We start from the raw sequence: 19,878 nt of genomic DNA, 5'->3' as shown, positions 1-19,878 counted from the left end.
AAGGACCGACAAATAGCGGGTATCAGTGTTTTAAACACACACTAGTAAGGATTAGTTAATGCAATTTAATACGCAGCGGTTAGTCATAAGATGTGTGACGCCTGAGGACTTGCAAGCAAGTTTTGAACACCGCAGCTGTGCTTCAACGTCTCGTTATATTGGTGAACCTTTGACTTTTACGCAAGCTAAAGTGCGTTTACTAGAAGGGTGTAAGCCTTGGCATGGCGAAGAGCAGCAACGTTTGGCTTTGGGAATTACACTAAATTATAGTGGTCGGTTAATTGGTGAATTGATGTTTAAATATGTAAACACAGAAAGCTTAATAGGCGAAATTGGCTATCGACTACATAAAGACTTTATGGGTCAAGGTTATGCTTTTGAGGCAGTAGATGCATTTATAACTCAGCTATTTGTGCAACAGCCGGTGATGAAAATTACGGCATTGTGTGCAACTGACAATGTTGCATCATGGAAGTTAATGGAAAAGCTAGGTATGCAACGAGAAGGGCATTTACGTAGTCACTTTAAACTAGGTAATGAGCGCGCAGATGCATATTATTATGGTTTATGCAGAGCCTAACTGCGACTAAGGCTCTGCGGATGTATAAGCGGCGGCTTAAGAGCTTCTTTTTTCATCAAACAGTGATTTTAAGCTGTCGGCAAATTGTCTGACTTTTTCTTGCATGGTTTTTTTAACACTAATATCAACGCTGCCTAAAATCACCTTACCTTGAATATAAAGCTTAGGGCGCTGAGTATTGTAGGTATTGGATGAAAGCCCCGCTCGGTTATTACTCACTTGACCTAATATATTGGTGGTATTGGTAATCACGTCGATATTTTCAGGTACAATGATTTCATCACTGCCAAAAATGCAATTTACTTCGATCGTCACCTCTGGGTGAGTGAAAATTGCATTTCTAAAGTCCAGTTCTATGCCGCTAAAGTAGTTGTTTAATTGGATATGTTTAGGAACAATCCACTCTCCTGTGCGTTGGTCAGAACTTAAAATAGAAGTAATATTGAGAGTGTCAGGGTGCTGCTCAGATGCCGTGAACTTAGGTTGCATTCTGGCTTGCTTTTCACTGTGATAGCGAGGGTCTGACTGCAGAGGTAGGTCAGCTGCTAAAGCTTGGAGCTGCTCAGGCTCGCATAAGCTGTATGCTTTGTCTAGTCGTCTTTCAAATGCATCAGCTGATATTTCACCATGACTGTAGTTTAAGATAAGTTGGTCTATTACTTCTTCTCTTACCGATTCTACAGGCCTGTCGTTAATTGGTACTGGCACGTTATTCTCCCTATGTCGCATTTTCATTATTTAAAATTATAAAGCAATGAGCAGGCCATTTTATTATTTCTTTTTTATCAGGTGGTTACGATTTAACAAAAATAGTGTGTGGTTATAAATACGAATAATTAAGCAATTTCACTAAGTAATGTTACCAACAAAGTATTTTTTCTTGCAAAGCCTTATCCAAATCTTAGGTTAATTATAACAGAGGTAAAGGGGGCTATTGTATGGCAGAAAGCATCGACATCGTTAAGATACCGATGTTTATATGTCAATTAAAGTGCCTTGAAACGGATTGCCGTACCGCCGCTGGTGGCAAGTGTTAAAGTGAGTTTATCTTTGTTCGTAACGAGACGTTTACTGATGTTTATGTCATATGGGTTAGTTTTCCATTGTGCATTTTTACCATCTTGGTAAATTTGCGCTTCAAACTTTTGATTCGGTTCTAAAAAGTCTAATTTGACTGTGATAGTACGTGCGTGTTCATCAGTAATCGCGCCCAAATACCAATCTTTGCCGGTGTATTTACCGCGTTGCCTTTCTTTACGGGCAAATACCACATAATCCCCTACCTCACCGGATAGCGCGATACTGCTTTCCCAATCAGTCGGGACATCTTTGATAAATTTGAAGGCATCAGCTTTGGCAAGGTAGTTTTTTGGTAAATCAGCGGCCATTTGAATGGGGCTATATAGCACAACGTAAAGAGCTAGTTGTTTTGCCAGTGTGGTTTGTGGTCGATTGGTTTTATCGCCTAAGCCATTAAAGCTCATATCGAAAATACCAGGGGTAAAATCCATCGGGCCAGCTAACATGCGTGTAAATGCGAGCATTGGAGTATGTTCTGGTGGGTTGGGTGGTGTACCCCAAGCGTTAAACTCTTGTCCTCGCGCGCCTTCACGACTAAGCCAATTAGGGTAGGTACGACGCAGGCCGGTATCTTTAATTGGCTCATGGGTGTTAATGCTAATGTGATAATTGGCGGCCTGTTTTACGTTATGTAAATATTCATTCACCATAAACTGACCGTCGTGCCATTCAAAACGCGCATGGCCACGTTCATCAATGCGCTTTATATTGCCGCCATCTGCGACATAACCTGTTTTTACTTGGCGAACGCCTATCTGTTGATACAATTCAAAGGCATCTTTCATTTGCAGGCGATAGTTACTTACGTTCCCAGAGGTTTCATGATGGCCAATCAGCCGTGCCCCCACCTGCTTTGCGTATTCACCAATCGCTTTAATATCAAAGTCTGGGTAGTTTTGAGTGAAACTAAATACATCTCCGTTAAAAAACCAATCTCCGTCCCAACCGGTATTCCAGCCTTCAACTAATACACCATCGAAACCATGTTTGGCGGCAAAGCTTAAGTATTCTTTAGTGTGGGCGGTAGTTGCACCATGTTTTTCACCACTGCCCCACGTATTTTTACCAATGTGCATGCCCCACCAAATACCTAAATATTTACCCGGTTCAACCCAAGAAACATCGCCGAGTTTATTTGGCTCGTTAAGATTTAAGATTAAGTGAGAGTTCAATAAATCTATTGCAGCATCACCAATTTGTAAGGTGCGCCATGGAGTTTTAAATTGACCATTTGTTTTTACTCTTATCCCGTCAGACCAAGGAGTTAAATCTGCTACAAATGTGCCTGGTCGACGTTGGTTTAGTGTCATCGCAGCGTAGTCGACTAAGGCAGCTTCATGCACGCTAATATGTACACCATCTGCATTTTTTAATGTAAAAGGTGTATGTACATGAGCGGCTTTTTGCAAGGCTGTGGTGTTATAGGTGTACTCATAGCGATTCCAACCTCTGGCAGGGATCCACCATGCTGTGCTGTGTTGACTATCGACAAAATTAAATTCAGTTAACTCTTTAGTGATATATAGCGCATTACTTTGGTTGACTTCATAACGAAAGCCCAAGCCATCATTGAATACACGTACTCTCAATAGATATGCTGATTTTTTATTATCTATATCACCAAAGCTAACTGCCAATTCATTATGATGGTCTTCAATTAAGCGCGCTTCACCCCAAGGTTGTTGCCAAGTATCTTGGTAATTGCTGGTTGTTGCTTTGGCAATTTCTAAGTTGTTTCTCATTGCAGGAGCATGTTTAAACTCAAAGCCTAACTTTGAGTTACTTAATAGTTGCTTATCGTTAAACTTAACTTGGTATTTAGGTTGAGATTGGCTATCGTCAATAGTGAACTCGATAGTGCCATCGGGAGAGCTAACAGAGTAGTTTGCCGCTTGGGTTGTTGAACAAAACAAGCTACTGCACATTACCAAAGTGCTGATTAAGCGCATAGGGTTCCCTTATTTGTTGTCATTTATGGTGTTGTATTAGCATACGGCGCACATAGGGAAACTCTGAAATTTCTGCATACGTATTCATTTTGAATGCTAAAAGGCGTATCTTAGGTCTACTCTCCTAATAGCTTGGTGTGCACAATATTCAATACCACATGACACGTACGGAATACACATGAGAAAAATACTGTTTTTGTTTGGATTTGTAAGTTGTTCAAGCCCTGCACTTGAAGTAACCATAAGCGATTCTCAAGGTAAGGCAATTTCAGGAGCTGCTGTGTGGTTGGCTGGTGAACAATGGCAAGCTAGTCAATCTCAAAAAGACAAAGTGTATAGTATGGGCCAAAAAAATAGAGCATTTGTGCCACATACGTTGATCATCCCAACGAAGAGCAAAGTAGACTTCCCTAATTTTGATTCGATACTTCACCATGTGTATTCATTTTCTAAAGCTAAGTCATTTGAATTAAAGCTTTATCGTGATAAACCTTTGGCACCTGTACATTTTAAAGAAACAGGTGTGGTAGAGCTAGGTTGTAATATTCATGATTGGATGCTGGGGTATATCTTGATTGTCAATTCAGGGGTTTATGGTGTCAGTAATACTCAAGGTAAGGTCAACCTTGATATTAACAGTACTCAGCTGGGTAATGCACAATTAAATGTATGGCACGAACGTTTTGAGAATCTAAACGACCCAGAAAGTATGCCATTGACTATTACCCAAGTATCTCAATCTGTAAAATATCAAATTAAACAGCCGTTACTCGAAAAACTGGAGTTCCTCACCGATGAAACAGATGATTACGAGTAAACAATTAGGCGCCATGCTAAGTGTGTTACTGCTAAGTCCCTATGTAGCAGCACAAGGTATTTCGACGCACTTTAAAGGTGCGATTGATGTCTCTTTAACCAACCCCAGTAATATGAAAGCTTGGCATCAGCAAGGGTGGGGTATCGCAAGGTTTGATAAAGGAAGTAATCAATTAGGTGTGAGTCGTGCTGTGTTAAGTACGAGAGTCGATTTAAGTTCTGCTTGGTCGGCACATGGTGTTGCGCAGTATGTTGCGGACCCCAAGGATAAATTTGGACTAACAGAGGCCTATGCTCAGTATCAACCATTGGCACAAGGATATCAATTTAGTGCTCGAATAGGCGGATTTTATCCAAGGATGTCGTTAGAAAATCCGGCACTTGGTTGGGCTTCTCCTTATACTTATCATTACTCAGCTTTGAATGCATGGCTGGGTGAGGAAGTGCGTACTTTTGGCGCTGAATTTGAACTTAAGCGTGCAGCAAGGCGGTTTCGCTCAAAGCATGATATCAGCATGATTGGTGCAATATTCAAAGGTAATGACCCTGCGGGCACGCTCATCGCGTGGCGCGGGTTTGTACCTCATGATAGACAAAGTGTTTTTAATGAGCGCATCGGGTTTGCTCCGCTCAAATCGCTTAGCGCGCCGCAGTTACGTCTTCAAGGGCAGTATGTTGAACCATTTACTGAAATTGACGGGCGTTTTGGCTATTATACAGGGCTGCATTGGAGTTATTTAAAGCGTCATAACGTGCGACTTTATTGGTACGATAATAATGGCGACCCTAGCGCAATTAATTACGTAACTAAGCAATATGCATGGGATACTAAGTTTTGGAGTTTGGCTTGGCGTACAAAACTGAGTGCGCAATCACAGGTCATTATACAAGCAATGTCAGGCAACACAGCGATGGGAGCAAATCGGGGGGTTGATAATGACTTTTATAGTTGGTTTGTGATGTTTAGTCACACATTTGATGATTACCGAGTGAGTGTCAAAACAGAGCAATCTAAAGTGATTGATAAAGATTTCTGGCAATTTGATGAAAATGCCAGCTTTACTCAAGGAGCAACTATCAACGTGCAAAAGTCGTTATCTGAAAAGTGGCAACTCGGTGCAGAGTTGCAGTTTATCGACTATGAAGCCGATGCTCGATTAGCCGTAGGTCGAACGCTTGGGTTAGATGAGCAGATATGGCGAATAACCGCACAATATCAGTTTTAAAAATAAAGCGCCAATTGGCGCTTTATTTTTTAATCAAACAAACGATTTAAGCCATTGAGTGCGGCTACTCGATATGCTTCGGCCATGGTAGGGTAGTTAAAGGTGGTGTTGACGAAATATTCAACGTTATTTCCTGGGCCTTTTTGCTCCATGATAGCTTGGCCGATATGTACAATTTCTGAAGCGCGTTCGCCAAAGCAATGTACGCCCAAAAGCTCTTTAGTTTCAACGTGAAATAGCAGCTTTAAGCTACCGACCTCAGTACCTGTGATCTGTGCCCTAGCAAGGTGTTTAAACTGTGCACGACCCACTTCATAGGGAATTTTCGCTGCAGTGAGTTGCTGTTCTGTTTTCCCTACAGAACTCATCTCAGGAATCGTATAAATGCCAGCCGGTATATCGATAATTAATTTATCAGCACATTCGCCGTGGGCAATGGCATCAGCAGCAATACGGCCTTGATCAAACGCGGCACTTGCTAAACTCGGGTAGCCAATCACATCACCAACCGCATACACATTATCTATCTCAGTTTGGTAGTTTTCGTTTACTTTTAACTGTCCACGTCCATCTGCTTTTAAATTGATGGCTGGTAAATTAAGGCCATTGGTGTTACCCGTTCTACCATTAGCAAATAAAATGCAATCTGCTTTGACACGTTTACCCGACTTTAAATGTAAGATCACACCATCATCGCGCGTTTCAACTCGGTCAAAGTCTTCATTATGGCGGATCACAATACCACTATTCCAAAAGTGATAGCTTAGCGCATCTGAAATTTCTGCATCCATAAAAGCAAGTAGTCGATCACGGGTGTTAATTAAATCGACTTTTGCACCTAATCCTTTGAAAATAGATGCATACTCGCAGCCAATTACACCAGCACCATAAATGAGTACGCGCTGTGGATTATGTTTTAAACTTAAAATGGTATCGCTGTCATAAACTCTTGGGTGAGCAAAGTCTACTTCAGGTGGACGATATGGGCGTGAACCAGTGGCTATTACAATGGTGCGTGCCGTAATTAAATCTTGTGATCCATCAATGTGTTCAACTTTAATGGTGTGCTGATCAACAAAACTTGCATTACCTTGATACAAATGAATACGATTACGTTCATAAAAGCTACTACGTAAATTAGACTGCTTGGATATTACGGTACTAGCGTGATTTAGAATATCCTGAAAGGTATGACGTTGTGGCTTTTCAGCAAAGCGATATAAAGGGTTGGCTTTATATTCAATTAAGCGACTGACAGAGTGACGAAGCGCTTTAGAGGGAATTGTTCCCCAATGTACGCAGCCCCCACCTACCGATTCTTGGCGTTCAATCACCGCCACTTTTTTGTTGCTTTTAGATAAGTTCATGGCGGCCCCTTCACCACCAGGGCCTGTACCTATAATTATTGCATCATATTGAAATGTATCTGAACCTGTCTGTGCTACGGGGGCAGGTTTATTTTTTGGCTTAGTCACGGCCTCTTCCTCATTCTATTTTGGAGGCCGCCAAATATTAGCTAAAAGACGGTTTTAGCAGCCTCGCATTTAATGCTAACCACGCCTGTTTTTGACTGTGCCAAGCTGCTTCTAATTCTTGATATTGACTCATCAATGCAGACTTATCATAGTGCTCAAGCATGGAATCTTTTTTTGCTTCAATTAACTGCTTTTGCACACAGCAAAACGTCTGAAGCTTTTTTAGAAGCAATTCATACTCTTGATGTAACAATGTAAGCTTATCTTGCGCTAAAGGCAATTTTGCAAGGCGTACTTTTGTTTTTAATAACAAAGTTTCTGCTTTTGCTTTTTCTATTCGCTCTATTGGAGTGCGTTTTAGTTTTGATGCAAGCCCTAACGCTGCCAGTACTCTTATCATCCACTTAGTGGGGTCATAGTGATACCACCGAATACCATTGCGGTAGTCACTGGCAAAAATATGATGGAAATTATGGTAACCCTCACCATAGGTAAATAAGGCTAAGAAGCCATTATCCCGTGCGGTATTTTTTTCAGTGTAAGGGCGAGAGCCCCAAATATGAGCCAATGAGTTAATAAAAAACGTAAAGTGCTGGCTGAGTACTAATCTGAGCACTCCTGCCAGTAACAACATTCCTAGCACTTCTAACCAACCGTTAGAAAACAGCAAGCCGAGGGCTAAAGGAATGCCAATATTAGTCAGTAAAACCAACGTTAAGTAGTGGCGGTGCTGAAACATCACGATTTTGTTGCGTTGCAAATCACGTGCATTGGCGTAATTATTGTAGCTATCTCCTTGATAGTCTCTGAGCATCCAGCCAATATGACTGTACCAAAAACCATTAGTTGCTGCATAGGGGTCTTTAACGGGGTCATCTACCTGGCCATGATGAACTCTGTGATCGCTACTCCAGTGCAGTGCACTGTTTTGCAGGGCGAATGCACCACCTATGGCGAAAACCCACTGAATAGCAGGGTGTGCGTCATAGGCTTTATGTGCCCAGAGTCTGTGGTAGCCTGCCGTAATCGATAATCCTGCATAGAACATGCAGCATACAAAGACGACCCAGTGGGTGGCGGTGAATCCATAGGTAATGCCATACCAAGGCACTAAGGTAATTGCTGCCAAAAATGACAGACTAAAGAACAAGACGTTGGTCCAAATAATGGGTGGTTTTTTCATGATTGTTTAATTTCAGCGTACACTTGTAAGCTAAAATAATATTTCATTCTGCTGCCGTCAAGTATTAGACTTAAGATCGTTTCAAAAAAATCGCGATTGGAGTTGAAAAATGTCAGGTGTTCGCGCACAACAAAAGCAAAAAACAAGGCAAGCATTGATAGAAGCCGCTTTCAATCAACTCAGTGCAGAACACAGTTTTTCTAATCTTAGCTTACGTGAAGTTGCCCGTGAAGCGGGTATTGCACCGACATCTTTTTATCGTCACTTTAAAGATATGAATGAACTAGGCTTGACGATGGTTGATGAGGCTGGCTTAACCTTACGTCAATTAATGCGCCAAGCTCGCAGGCGAATTGCCAGTGGAGGGAGCGTAATTATCACTTCTGTAGAAACTTTTATGGAGTTTATTGAGACCTCAAGCAACCAATTTAGATTGTTACTTAGAGAGCGTTCAGGTACATCAAAAGCATTTCGTGCTGCAGTTGCCAGAGAAATAAAGCACTTTATTCTTGAATTGGCCCATTACCTTGAAAGTGAAACGCCGTGTAATCAAAATCATGCTTACATGCAATCTGAGGCAATGGTGATCTTAGTATTTAATGCGGGTGCCGAAGCACTTGACCAAGATGCTGAGCAAAGGGCGGAGTTAACTGAGCGGTTAATTTGGCAGTTACGCTACATTGCCCGTGGTGCCAATCATTACGGCACACAGTCCTAAATACTTAATTTGTTTCATTGAACCACCTCAGTAATATTGCATTTTAGCAACTAAATTGCTGTAAAGGTGGTCAATAACTCCTTCTTTCCCAGATATATAATCAACCATTTTTACTGCCTTTGTACCTTATTTTACTTTTAAATGTTAATGAATATTTTATTCTCACAAAGAACCCTCCTTTGTAAATAAAAATACTTCTAACCATAGTTATTTTAAATCAAGACCTTATAGTTATTGAAAGTTATATTCACTCTTTTTTGTTATTTAATTGTTAATTTTGATGCATTACTCTAGTTAATCATTAGCCACCTTTAGATCAACAAGGTGTTCTGAAGCGAATTCAACAAGGAGTTGAAATGAACAAGTATTCACTTTTCATTGCCTGTGGGTTACTTGGTATGACTGGAGGAGGTCAAGCCATTGAGATGCACTCTCTAATTAATCAAACACATGTTTGGTCAACCATTGAGCAGTCTATAGCCTCAAAAAGATATGAATCCACGATGCAGTCACAGATAAGCTCTACAGTTGATTTGCATGAGGGGCAGTTAAAGTATCGACTTATAAAATCATCAGGTAAGAATCAAGAGTATCAACACTATCAAACATTTGTAGGTCAATGGCCGGTACTCGGTGCACGCTTTGTATTGATAAAGAGTGAGTATGGTCATGTACAACAAGGCTTAGGTAAAGCGGTCACTGTAGATCAAGCTGTACGATATGTAACACCAAAAAGATTCTCATATGCAGATGATAAGCTATTAGCAGATATTGAAGCAAAGTTACAAATCGCGCCAAAAAATGTGCAACTACAACGTGCCTTTGAAGTTATCAATAATCAGCTAACCCCTGTTATTGTGCTCAGGGGCATGATAAATGCTCACATGTATCGATACGTACTAGATGCGAAAACGCTACAAGTACTGAGCAGAGCCCAAGACTTGGACAGATTAAATCAAGGCTTAGTTGCTGGTGGTGGTATTGGTGGAAATGAAAAATTAGGTGCGATTTGTTATTCACCACAGCCGCAAAGTATGAGTAATTGCTTAAATTATCAATTTGACGCAAGCAGTCCTAAAGGCCAAGAACTATTATTGCAAGTGCAAGATGGTGCGATATTTCAAGCATTTTCAGGCTACCCGTTTGTAGTTAGTCGAAACAACGATACCTGTACTTTAGAAAACCCTTATGTAAAAACCATTGATTACATGGGTGATAAGACGGTAGCGGCAAGCTATCAATGCGGCGCTAATAATGAACATTTTGATAAGCAGCGTATTGACGATCAATACTATGACTACTATAGCTATTTAGCGGTAAACGAGGCGCATTTTAATGCAGGCCTTGTGATGCAATTTTATCATACTCTACTCAAACAAATGTATCCTAATCAGTCTACAAATTGTGACCCGAATGGGTTTTGTTTAAAGCAGTTGCAACAAAATGTGGGTAATAATACCTTCGGTAATACACAAGCAAATTGGGATGATACTTACGTTAATTACGGTACTGGTAATTACGGTGGAACACATTACTTTCATACCACCCTAGATGTTGTAGCTCATGAAGCAAGCCATGCTATAACACATTGGAACAGTCAACTAGGCTCAGCAGATCAAGATGGTGCGATTAACGAGGCGTTTTCTGATATCGCCAGTGTGGCAGTGCTGGATTACCTGCAATCACATATTGGTGGGGACTATAGCCAATCAGCCGCCTATTTAGATCAAATTAGTGACAGTGTGCACAATCATCAGAAAAACCGCAAATGGTGGTATGGCTGGGATGTGATGTATGAAGATAAAGGCGCTCGCTTTTTTGAGATGCCCTCTTGGGATGGCCGTAGTATCGATCACTTCAAAGATTATCAAACTGGATTATCTACCTACCACATTGGAGGCGTACTAAGAAAAGCCTTTTATGAATTAGTCAAAACCCATAACTGGTCAATTGAAAATGCTTTCAAGCTATTTTTGCGTGCTAATGTAGAGTGCTTTTTCCCAGGGGCCAGTATTGAAGATGCAGGACAGTGTTTGCTATCTCAAGCGCAAAACTTTACCGAGTTAGGGAGTGAACAGCTAAAATCTAACATTGACGAAACGTTACACTCGGTCGGTATTAGTGCGCGAAGTTCAGAGTTATCCACGCTCGATTTTGAGGGGGGAATCAACTACGACACACTTCACTATCGACTTGTCACAGTGCCCGCTGATGATATTGCAAAGCTGGATATTGACTGGGGAGATGGCACTATCGAGCGCTGGCAACAAGGTGACAGCGCCAGTGTTTTTGATTACTTAGAACGCTCACGACAAGTTGAAGTTGATGATTTAATTCGCTTTAAACTTATTGTCACGCTGAAAAATGGTCAGCAGAAAGTGGGCTATCGTCACTTTTATAGTCGCGCAGTTGATGCCGCATGCGAGCCTTACTTTAACCAAGGGCAAGTGCATACCAGCGATGTGTCAATCAACGCAGAGGCATTGGCTTTGACTAACGCGCGTTATCAAAGCTTAGTGTCAAATGCACTCGTACTGAATAGGCATAATGAACATAGTTTAATACTACCAGCATCTTTGAGTGATAAAAAAGCAACGGTGCTGGTTGACAGCAACCGTAATGGTTTGTTCTCGGCAGATGAAATGGTCTTAAACAATCAACTAATTGGCAGTGGCACACTCAAATTTACATTACCCGACACGGTCTCTGCGGGAATAACTATGTTGCGTGTTGCGATTGGTAGTGAATATAACTTCTATGACACGTGTGGGCACACAAAGCAGGCTCAGGTGGTTGACTTAAAAGCGGATGTTGAAGTGCCAGAGCTTCCTATTAAAGCTGGCTTTGGCTATCAAATCCTTGCTGATAATCGCGTAGAATTTATCAATACCTCTGAAGTTAATGCATTACGTCAGCCAAGCTTTCAATGGCAATTTGGTTTTGATGGACGTACAAGTGCGCAACGTCACCCTGGTATTATTGATTATCCGCAAACAGCAGGCAATTACACGATTACCCTCACTGTCAGTTATCAAGATGGCAGTGATGATATAGATACGATAAGTCGTAATATTACTCTATCAGAGCCTAAGCAGTGTGTGGTAGGGATCAGTAACCCAAATAATGCAGATACGTTTTACATAGACCAAGTCAAAATGTGGACATCTATCAATAACCGGCGCGCTGTAACTGGGGCACAAGGTACTAGTAGCAGTGGTTATGCTTCATTCGATACAGGTTTTAGCTTTATTCGCTCACAAGAACTAACGGTAGATATTGTCAGTAACGAAATCAATGAATCAACCGCAGAACGGTTACTTAACAACCGTCAAAATGAATTGCGTTTTACGATTTGGTTAGATAAAGACCAAGATAAGAAGTTTGAGTCGGGCGAAGAAAACTTCAGTGATATGAATAGTAACTATACCAAAGATTGTTATGGTAATGGTCGCTGCCGTATCAAAGCTAGTCAGTCGTTATTTCTGCCATATGTTAGATGGTGGGAAGACAATGACTACGTCATACGTGCTCGTTTAGAAGAGCAACCTCAAGCTGGCAAAGGTCAAGATGGCTGTAATAATTTCCACTATGGCGAAGTATCTGACCTGAAGTTCAACGTAACCACCTGGTAATAATTAATTTTTTAGCAGTAAGGGTCCTTGCATTATTTGATGCAAGGCTCCTGAGCCTGTGCTCAAAAAAGCCATTTAAGGTCAATTATAACAAAGGGAATCATGATGAAATTACTCAGTTTATCAGTCGCTCTGGCATTGGGCGCGGCTGCTTCATTTGCGCAAGCCTCACAAGGAGATGATGTAAATTTAGCAGCAAAGAGCTCGGTGCTCGATATCAAACAAGGCTTTACGCAATCAGATTTAACCCACAAGCAAAACGTTCACGCACTTAAGCAGCGCTTAAATCAATATGGGCTTAACAAGCAAAATAGACCCCATTTATTTAACGTGATCGACAAGCAATATGAACGAGCGCTTGCTACACCAAAAGCAACCATTGCAAGCATGAACAGTAGTAATGAGTGTGGTGCGCATAATGCAAGTTTGTGCTCTTTCTTTAAACATATGGGTGTTGAAGTGGCAACTTTGCCGGGTACCAATGACGATTATTTAGTGGTATCGGCGCTCAATAGTGAAAAACCCCCTACCAACTATACGTTTATTGATATCACCTTAGTGAATGAAAAAGGTGAGTCGATTACGCTGCCCCGTTATGCGGAGTTTTTTGGTGATGGTGATGAGAAGAAGCGAAAGTCAATTTATTCATCCGCACGTTTGAGTGATGCGGTGGCAAAATTACAAAGCGCCGAGCGTATATACGCAGATGCTTGGGTAACCATCGTTTATACAGACGCAGCTGGTAACGAAGTTGTTGAAGATAGAAATTCGAAAGTTGAATATTCAAAAGAAACCTTACTTGGTGAGTTAGGATTACTCCCTGTTGAGACGCAAGAAGTTGGCGTGTCAGTCATTGAGCAAGATGTAGGTATAATGAGGACTGACTTTGGTTCTACATTGTCTCATCCAAAAGATTTACGTTCTAAAACCGAAGCCCAATTGGATAATAAAATTATTATTTGTTTAAACCGAAATTACGGCGATTGCGATTATGAAAATATTTACCCTCATGGCACGCCTAATGATCAGTTGAAATTAAAAATTCCATTTGTGGGTGAATACATTTTGATGGGTAAAGTGACTCGCATTTATCGTCCAGATTGGAGTGTTGTAGATGTCGTTGATAATGGTGATGGCAGTACGACGCTCACCGCTGGCCCACAAGTACAAAAGCCAGACGTGATTGATTTTGGTTCTAACATCTTTATCCAAACCAAAGAAGGAGGTGGAGCTACTTCTATTTCAGGCGATCAGTACAGTGACATTCAAAACTTTTTTGCAGATAGCATTAACGTCGAATATATCCCATTTGGCCGTCGTACTAAGACCAAATTGTCTTGGAACATTCCACGTAACCAAGGCGTATTTGGAGATGCATCACTTTATGGACGTTATCAAGATGCCAATTGGATTATGAATATTGCAGTAGATAATGAGCCTCGACCAGGTCAAACCCCCCGTGCAGAAACGGTTGTGATTGGCTCTGCAGGCTTGGGCTCATGGGAAGATATTGATTATCCACAAATGCAAATTGTGTATAGCTGTTTGGCTGAAGGAAGCTTAATTACTCTACCTAATGGTACTCAAATGCCCATTGAGAAACTATCAGTGGGTGATCAAGTGTTGGGTGCAAGTCAATACACGCCTGCTAACCATTTAGCACTGGAAATTACAGATATTTCCGTTGGTGTAGAAGCAATTCCAATGGTGGAGCTGAAAACCAAATCAGGTAAAAAATTATTACTGACCGAATCTCATCCTGTGATCATGCAATCTGGTCACTCTATTTGGGCGAATGAAGTTCAGTTAGGAGACCGTATTCATACCCAAGATGGTGTTGAGTTTGTTAGCAAAATCACACAAGTGAAATTCAAAGACAAAGTGTATAACTTACGTCTGGCGCGCAGCAAAAGTGACCCTAAATATTTAGAGGGAGAAACATTTAGTATGTTTGCTAATGGCCTTCAAGTTGGCGATCTTACCATGCAAAGCAACAATGAATTTAAAGATGACGTAGAGACTGAGCAGGATGTACTGATTCGTTTGCCAGAGCCTTGGCACAAAGACTACCTCAACAGTATTAAGTAACAGGAATGGCCCGCAAGGGCCATCTCACGGAGTGAATTATGAATAAACTGATACATATAAACTTGTTAGCGGCAGCATTGTGTTCAACTGCAGTATTGGCATTGAATGAGATTGAAGAGCAAGCTCAAGCGCAGCCCAATAATATAGATGCCGTGCCATTGGGAACGGCTTATCACAGCAAGGGTAAAAATTACTTAGGTCTGCAATCAGTTAAGGGTGTACAAGCTGAGCATTTGGGCAATAGTAAAATAGACTTTCGAGTGGGTGTTGACTTGGGGTATGAGCAAGCATTGAAACTCATTGACGGCAAAGTTGATGCCGGCTTTAAGTTCCCTGCAGTTCGTGTTGACGCGGGTGCTAACTATGCCAAAGACATTAGTGCAGACAAGTACACAGGTACTTACACCGTCTATTCATCAATGAAGCCGAAATCTCGGATGTTGATGCCAAGTAGCAAAATGGGCTATATGCCAACACAAGCCGCGCTTGATTTAGCCCAAGCACAGCCGGGTAATCGAGAGAATAACTTGGGGGATGGTTTTGTACATGGTTTTGCCTATGGTTCTAATGTGGTGATCAATATGAAAATTGATTATCGCAATGAAGAAGACAAGCGCGCAATTGGTGGTTACTTAAGTGTCGATTGGATAGGCAAAGTTAAAGTCGATGGGCAGCTGCAAAAGCTCGATGATACGAAGCAACAATCGGTTAAAATTACTATTAGTGGCTATCAAAGTGGTGGCGATCCAAATCGTTTATTAAACATAATACCTAACGGTATTATGCGCTGTACTTTGCTTAATCCAGAGCCTTGTTTTGAGCTATTTGAATCAGCCATTAATTATTTGAAAAATGATTATATTAATCAGTTTGATTCACTAGATGATTATAACGTAACCGATGCTTACATTGCTAATTACCAAGACTCAGGGCCTGCGTTACAAGCACTTGTTCCAGCACAAGGCTACGAAGGTGCAAACTACCTAACAAAGCTAGTCGTCAAAGAGTTAACAAGGCGCTGGATTGATGAGCGTTTGACTTATCGTCGTGCGAAAAACCTACAGCGCTATTACGCATCGCAATTTACTAATGAGCAGTTGACACAGCTAAGTAATATTGAATCGGCAAGTCGTAATAACGCCAATTTATTTGCCGATATGGTGGATTATTGTGAGCAAAATCCAGAAGGCAATTACTGTATTGATTATGAAGCCGCAAATTTAGTGTATTACGCAGATTACAGCGGTTATAGCGATGTATTGAAGTAAGGAAACGAACATGATGAAACGTTTATTAATCGCCACATCAGTGATGTGTGCAACAACGCAAGTGTATGCCAATACCGCACTTGAACAAGAAGCTAGCTATAACGAAGTGGGTGAATTTTTAACTGTTGAGCAGGCCCAAGGTCGCTTTGCATGGTTAGAAAAGTGCTATGACGGGCTGTTAGTAGAGATTTGGGAGCAATCACACGATACCACGCAGATAGTGAGTAAAGAAGAGAAGCTTAATCAACTAAGAGCACTTTGGTTGTCACCAGAAAAAGTGGCGCAAGGGCACGTTAACTACCTGACATTTGCTAACAGTGATTTTAGCAACCCATATGAATGGCGGGCAGGTAATAGCGCTAGTGATGCGTGTAATACGATGCCACCAGAGTATGTGCCAGTTGCGTTGCAAACGACATTACTGAAAAACCAATATTGCGATAATCAAAGCTATGACAATGAATGGGAGTGGATTGAAAAAGTGACCGTTGAAGCGTTTAGCCATGAATCGCTAAGCCATGGCTATAGCGCCATAACAGGTAAGGTTGTGACGTTGCCTGCAGGAAGGATGGTGAAAATGTCGGTGACGCCAGGCAATAAAGAACCACAATACCCTTCATATGTCGCAATGCGAGTATGGATTGATTGGGATCAAGATGGCGCAATGAGCGAGTCTGAAATGGTGTATAAGTCTGCTTCTGATGGCATTTTTCAGTTTACTTTTGAAGTGCCTACTGAAGTACCCGATGGCGTCACATTAATGCGTATAGCCAGTGATGCTGGTGGTGGGTCTGACAACGTATGTAAGCGTATTCAGTATGGTGAGGTGGAAGACTACCTGGTGACAATTCGTTAAGGATAAAGCAATGAAACCAATTTACTCAACGATGCTATTGATGGGACTTTGCACAGGTACAGCAATGGCTAAGCAAGGCGAAATAATAGCACAAGAAACTATCAATTCGGGATCGTCTATTTCGGGCTTAATCAATGATCATATTGCCATTGGCACAGCGTATGACAGTCAAACAAAGCGTTTTCTAAACGTACAGCCTGTCTTGGGTCGTATTGATGAGACTTATGGCAACAGCGAGGTCACTTTCAAAACCGGCATTGACATGAATTATGACGATTTACTTAGCACGTTAAACGGCAGTGTTGATTTAGATGTCAACTTTCCTGTGGTACGTGTTTCTGCGGGTGCGTCATTAGCAAAAGAAATGGCGTCAAGTACTTACTCAAGCTCTTATACTTTCAGTGCTCGAAGTACGCCTAAAAAGCGTTTGTATCTACCTCAAGATAGCAATGTTGGTTATACCTTATCACAAGCCGGTGAGGAGATAGCCAATAAACATCAAGCTAGATTGCAACAGTTAGCCGGAGATGAATTTGTATCGGCTATCGAATATGGTGCCAATATTATGGTGAACCTGAAAATAGATTACGGTAGCAATAAAGATAAGTCTGAAATTGGTGGCTATCTTGATGTGGATCTCTACGGAGGGGTATTTAATGTGGGTGGACAGCTTAAGTACCTACAAGACGATACTAAATCCTCAGTTAAAATAACTGTGCGTGCTATTCAAAATGGCGGTGACCCAAAGCAACTATTAAGTATTATTCCAAATAATATTATCTCTTGTTCGCTGGATAATCCAAAGCCTTGTTTTGATATGTTTTATGAAGCAGTGCAATACGCTAAAACAGGGTTTGGCTCGCAGTTAAATTCGTTGAGTGACTATAACGTAGTGCGTTATTACACTACACGTTATGACAGTGCATCATTGGCGTTACGCCCGCTGGTTGCTGATTATCAAACTATTCGCAATGCCACAAAGTGGTTGATCAGTGAGTTGGAAGATGACTTTAAACAAGCTGTATTGGATGAGCAGCGAGCTTCTAAATTATTGACTAGTTACTATGCGTATTTGCCACAAGTACAACGTAGCGCGGTTGAATCAATACAAAGCCTAGCCTACGACAATGCTTGGTTTTTATTTAATGCGGCGCAGTTCTGTCGTGATAATCCATTTGGCACTGCGTGTGAGGACGAAGTACAGAAAATGAAAGATGATTGTGCACGTCGTGGCAAGATTTGCCCTGCTAGTTACGATATAACGCAATTACAGCTACCACAATCCGATCGCCTAGACTGGAAGCAATGCGAGCTCGCTCGTCAAGAAGCGGTGCGTGCTGGTGTGGTGAGTGAACAAGATAGTGTTAAGTATCGTAATATGCGTTGGGCACCTACTTTTATAAATATCAATGCACCTGCAATCGGTGTTTTAAATTGGCGTTTATGTGAAGGGGCATTAAGCACCTATGATAATGCATTTAACGCAGGCTAACTGACTGAGCATAACTAAGTCACAAGTCATAATGTGGCTTAGTTATTTAGCTAAAGGAGCAATCATGAGATTAGTAGCAGGGTTAATGCTTTTATTAGCGTTTAATGTGTGTGCAAAGCGTTATTATAGTGAACAGTTCAGTGAACAAGATTTAGGAAAAGCATTTAACACTCAGCTTTATCAAGCTCAGACACAATGTTTAGCTGGTGATGTTAAATATCATAAAGAAAGTGCCGGGCAATTAGACTATTTGCAACATTTAAACGAAACGCAAATAAGGCGGCGAACATTCGGGGAAATACACGGTGGTATCAACTTGTTTATTGTTGCTGGCAGTGTTTCAACGTCTATTACACATAAAAACGCGACAGATAACTTAAGTTTAACCTCACAACTGCACCTAAAATTGTCGCAAGGCTACAGTACGTTAGAAAACCGTCAAATAATTCATAAGGGGACGCAATGTGGAGATAGTTTCATTTATCAAGTGAACTTTGGACGAGACTTATTTATCAACACGCGTTTGCACTTTCGATCAGAGGCAGATTACAAAAAATTTATCACAAAAATTAAAATTCGCTTGTTGTTTTTCACCAAAACTAAAACCAAAATCAAAGAAATTGAAAAGCTTGCCCAAAATGCGGTGCTAACCATTGATGCAAATTCCAATGGCACTTTACCACCAAAGCTGCAGCAACTGCTAGATAGCAATCCACAACACTGTCGTGGTAATAATATTTCTCCTTGTTTAAATACCTTACAAGCGTTGGCTGATTATACGTTTGGAGGAGAGTTAAGCAATGAGCTGAGTACGTTACCGAAGTTGCCGCGCAGTATAGTTACCAAATCGTATGAAGAATCAGGGCATTTTGATGTAAATGTAGATGAAAATATAATGAATGTTGAGCAGTATGAGCTGGTATGGCGAGATATAGATCAACGTTTCGGGCAGGCCTTACGGCGTTATCAACGAGCAGATGCATTCTTACAAGTTGCAACTGAGCAGGAGCAAGCAAATGCACAAGCTGAACTTGACGTGGCCCATGTGAAACTGTCCCAGTTAGAAGACCTAAGAGCAACCTGTTTTGTACAACCTTGGCTAGGGCAATGCCATTAATAGCATGTCCTTATCTTAATAAGAGACGACACTTTTATTTGAGTAAGTTACATTCGGGTATTTTTTCTACGTTATCAACTTACTTACATAGAATAACTATGCGTCGCAGGTTCTGCCTTGCCAAAACACACAGCAAAGATCAACATGTCCTAGTTATTTAGTGCAGATGACTTGAATTGAAAATAAAGTGGTGGTTAACCATTAACCAAATGGGTAGGCGAGTTTAAAAAGTAATTCTAATCGTATATTTTATGTATATCTGTATGGTCATTCTTGTGGAGCTATATTTTTGCATTTTTATGCCTTTATTTTTGTTTTTTGTGGATTGATTTGTTGATTTTTTGTTTTTTTAAATTGTTTTTTAGAGATGTTATGCTTGATTTTGTTTTGTTTCCCAT

Annotated in this window: 14 protein-coding genes; 10 read left to right on the top strand and 4 right to left on the bottom strand. The window is 41.0% G+C overall.

Annotation, left to right across the window (positions count from 1 at the left end; all coding sequences use genetic code 11):
* Positions 1-58: 58 nt before the first annotated feature.
* On the top strand, positions 59-580 hold the full coding sequence (locus SANK73390_RS00510) for a GNAT family N-acetyltransferase (RefSeq protein ID WP_462762200.1): 522 nt from the start codon (positions 59-61) through the stop codon (positions 578-580).
* Between the two features lie 36 nt (positions 581-616).
* On the opposite strand, the gene SANK73390_RS00505 is transcribed toward SANK73390_RS00510, so the two are convergent.
* Together SANK73390_RS00505 and SANK73390_RS00500 are read right to left on the bottom strand one after the other, a co-directional pair.
* Positions 617-1,288 (bottom strand): LiaF domain-containing protein, encoded by a 672-nt coding sequence (locus SANK73390_RS00505; protein WP_462762198.1) that lies wholly within the window; start codon positions 1,286-1,288, stop codon positions 617-619.
* Positions 1,289-1,566: 278 nt separating this feature from the next.
* Complete coding sequence (locus SANK73390_RS00500) at positions 1,567-3,609, bottom strand: glycoside hydrolase family 97 protein (RefSeq protein WP_462762196.1); 2,043 nt, start codon at positions 3,607-3,609, stop codon at positions 1,567-1,569.
* 178 nt (positions 3,610-3,787) lie between these two features.
* On the opposite strand from SANK73390_RS00500, the gene SANK73390_RS00495 reads away from it, so the two are divergent.
* Both SANK73390_RS00495 and SANK73390_RS00490 read left to right on the top strand, forming a co-directional pair.
* Entirely contained in the window at positions 3,788-4,426 is a 639-nt protein-coding gene (locus SANK73390_RS00495) for a cupredoxin domain-containing protein (protein ID WP_462762194.1), read from the top strand.
* Positions 4,404-5,651 (top strand): hypothetical protein, encoded by a 1,248-nt coding sequence (locus SANK73390_RS00490; protein ID WP_462762192.1) that lies wholly within the window; start codon positions 4,404-4,406, stop codon positions 5,649-5,651. The genes SANK73390_RS00495 and SANK73390_RS00490 overlap by 23 nt, the downstream gene beginning before the upstream one ends.
* Positions 5,652-5,680: 29 nt before the next feature.
* On the opposite strand, the gene sthA is transcribed toward SANK73390_RS00490, so the two are convergent.
* Both sthA and SANK73390_RS00480 read right to left on the bottom strand, forming a co-directional pair.
* Positions 5,681-7,126 (bottom strand): Si-specific NAD(P)(+) transhydrogenase, encoded by a 1,446-nt coding sequence (gene sthA, locus SANK73390_RS00485; RefSeq protein WP_462762190.1) that lies wholly within the window; start codon positions 7,124-7,126, stop codon positions 5,681-5,683.
* A 37-nt stretch (positions 7,127-7,163) separates the two neighbouring features.
* Positions 7,164-8,309 carry an acyl-CoA desaturase gene (locus tag SANK73390_RS00480; RefSeq protein WP_462762189.1) on the bottom strand — a complete coding sequence of 382 codons (1,146 nt, stop codon included), beginning with the start codon at positions 8,307-8,309 and terminating at the stop codon, positions 7,164-7,166.
* Between the two features lie 109 nt (positions 8,310-8,418).
* On the opposite strand from SANK73390_RS00480, the gene fabR reads away from it, so the two are divergent.
* The 7 genes from fabR to SANK73390_RS00445 all read left to right on the top strand — a co-directional run bounded on the left by fabR (position 8,419) and on the right by SANK73390_RS00445 (position 19,480).
* The gene (fabR, locus tag SANK73390_RS00475; protein ID WP_261595181.1) at positions 8,419-9,027 is read left to right on the top strand and encodes an HTH-type transcriptional repressor FabR; all 609 of its coding nucleotides are present in this window, start codon (positions 8,419-8,421) and stop codon (positions 9,025-9,027) included.
* 356 nt (positions 9,028-9,383) lie between these two features.
* Positions 9,384-12,659: a M4 family metallopeptidase gene (locus SANK73390_RS00470; RefSeq protein WP_462762187.1), complete on the top strand. Its 3,276-nt coding sequence runs from the start codon at positions 9,384-9,386 to the stop codon at positions 12,657-12,659.
* 105 nt (positions 12,660-12,764) lie between these two features.
* A complete protein-coding gene (locus SANK73390_RS00465) occupies positions 12,765-14,747 on the top strand; it encodes a Hint domain-containing protein (RefSeq protein ID WP_462762185.1) in 1,983 nt (660 codons plus the stop codon).
* Between the two features lie 38 nt (positions 14,748-14,785).
* Positions 14,786-16,015, top strand: a complete 1,230-nt coding sequence (locus SANK73390_RS00460) for a hypothetical protein (RefSeq protein ID WP_462762184.1) — start codon at positions 14,786-14,788, stop codon at positions 16,013-16,015.
* Between the two features lie 10 nt (positions 16,016-16,025).
* The gene (locus SANK73390_RS00455) at positions 16,026-16,871 is read left to right on the top strand and encodes a GEVED domain-containing protein (protein ID WP_261595177.1); all 846 of its coding nucleotides are present in this window, start codon (positions 16,026-16,028) and stop codon (positions 16,869-16,871) included.
* A gap of 10 nt (positions 16,872-16,881) precedes the next feature.
* Complete coding sequence (locus tag SANK73390_RS00450) at positions 16,882-18,363, top strand: internalin (RefSeq protein ID WP_261595176.1); 1,482 nt, start codon at positions 16,882-16,884, stop codon at positions 18,361-18,363.
* 64 nt (positions 18,364-18,427) lie between these two features.
* A complete protein-coding gene (locus SANK73390_RS00445) occupies positions 18,428-19,480 on the top strand; it encodes a hypothetical protein (protein ID WP_462762182.1) in 1,053 nt (350 codons plus the stop codon).
* Positions 19,481-19,878: the final 398 nt, after the last annotated feature.

It is taken from the genome of Pseudoalteromonas sp. SANK 73390, assembly GCF_054966645.1.
The sequence above is the reverse complement of the archived record's forward strand: the minus strand, read 5'-3'. Positions and strand labels throughout refer to the sequence as shown.

Coding starts and splice junctions, on each gene's coding strand:
- SANK73390_RS00510 (WP_462762200.1), top strand. CDS start 59: ATGCAATTTAATACGCAGCGGTTAGTCATAAGATGTGTGACGCCTGAG.
- SANK73390_RS00500 (WP_462762196.1), bottom strand. CDS start 3,609: ATGCGCTTAATCAGCACTTTGGTAATGTGCAGTAGCTTGTTTTGTTCA.
- SANK73390_RS00495 (WP_462762194.1), top strand. CDS start 3,788: ATGAGAAAAATACTGTTTTTGTTTGGATTTGTAAGTTGTTCAAGCCCT.
- SANK73390_RS00490 (WP_462762192.1), top strand. CDS start 4,404: ATGAAACAGATGATTACGAGTAAACAATTAGGCGCCATGCTAAGTGTG.
- SANK73390_RS00480 (WP_462762189.1), bottom strand. CDS start 8,309: ATGAAAAAACCACCCATTATTTGGACCAACGTCTTGTTCTTTAGTCTG.
- fabR (WP_261595181.1), top strand. CDS start 8,419: ATGTCAGGTGTTCGCGCACAACAAAAGCAAAAAACAAGGCAAGCATTG.
- SANK73390_RS00470 (WP_462762187.1), top strand. CDS start 9,384: ATGAACAAGTATTCACTTTTCATTGCCTGTGGGTTACTTGGTATGACT.
- SANK73390_RS00465 (WP_462762185.1), top strand. CDS start 12,765: ATGAAATTACTCAGTTTATCAGTCGCTCTGGCATTGGGCGCGGCTGCT.
- SANK73390_RS00460 (WP_462762184.1), top strand. CDS start 14,786: ATGAATAAACTGATACATATAAACTTGTTAGCGGCAGCATTGTGTTCA.
- SANK73390_RS00455 (WP_261595177.1), top strand. CDS start 16,026: ATGATGAAACGTTTATTAATCGCCACATCAGTGATGTGTGCAACAACG.
- SANK73390_RS00450 (WP_261595176.1), top strand. CDS start 16,882: ATGAAACCAATTTACTCAACGATGCTATTGATGGGACTTTGCACAGGT.
- SANK73390_RS00445 (WP_462762182.1), top strand. CDS start 18,428: ATGAGATTAGTAGCAGGGTTAATGCTTTTATTAGCGTTTAATGTGTGT.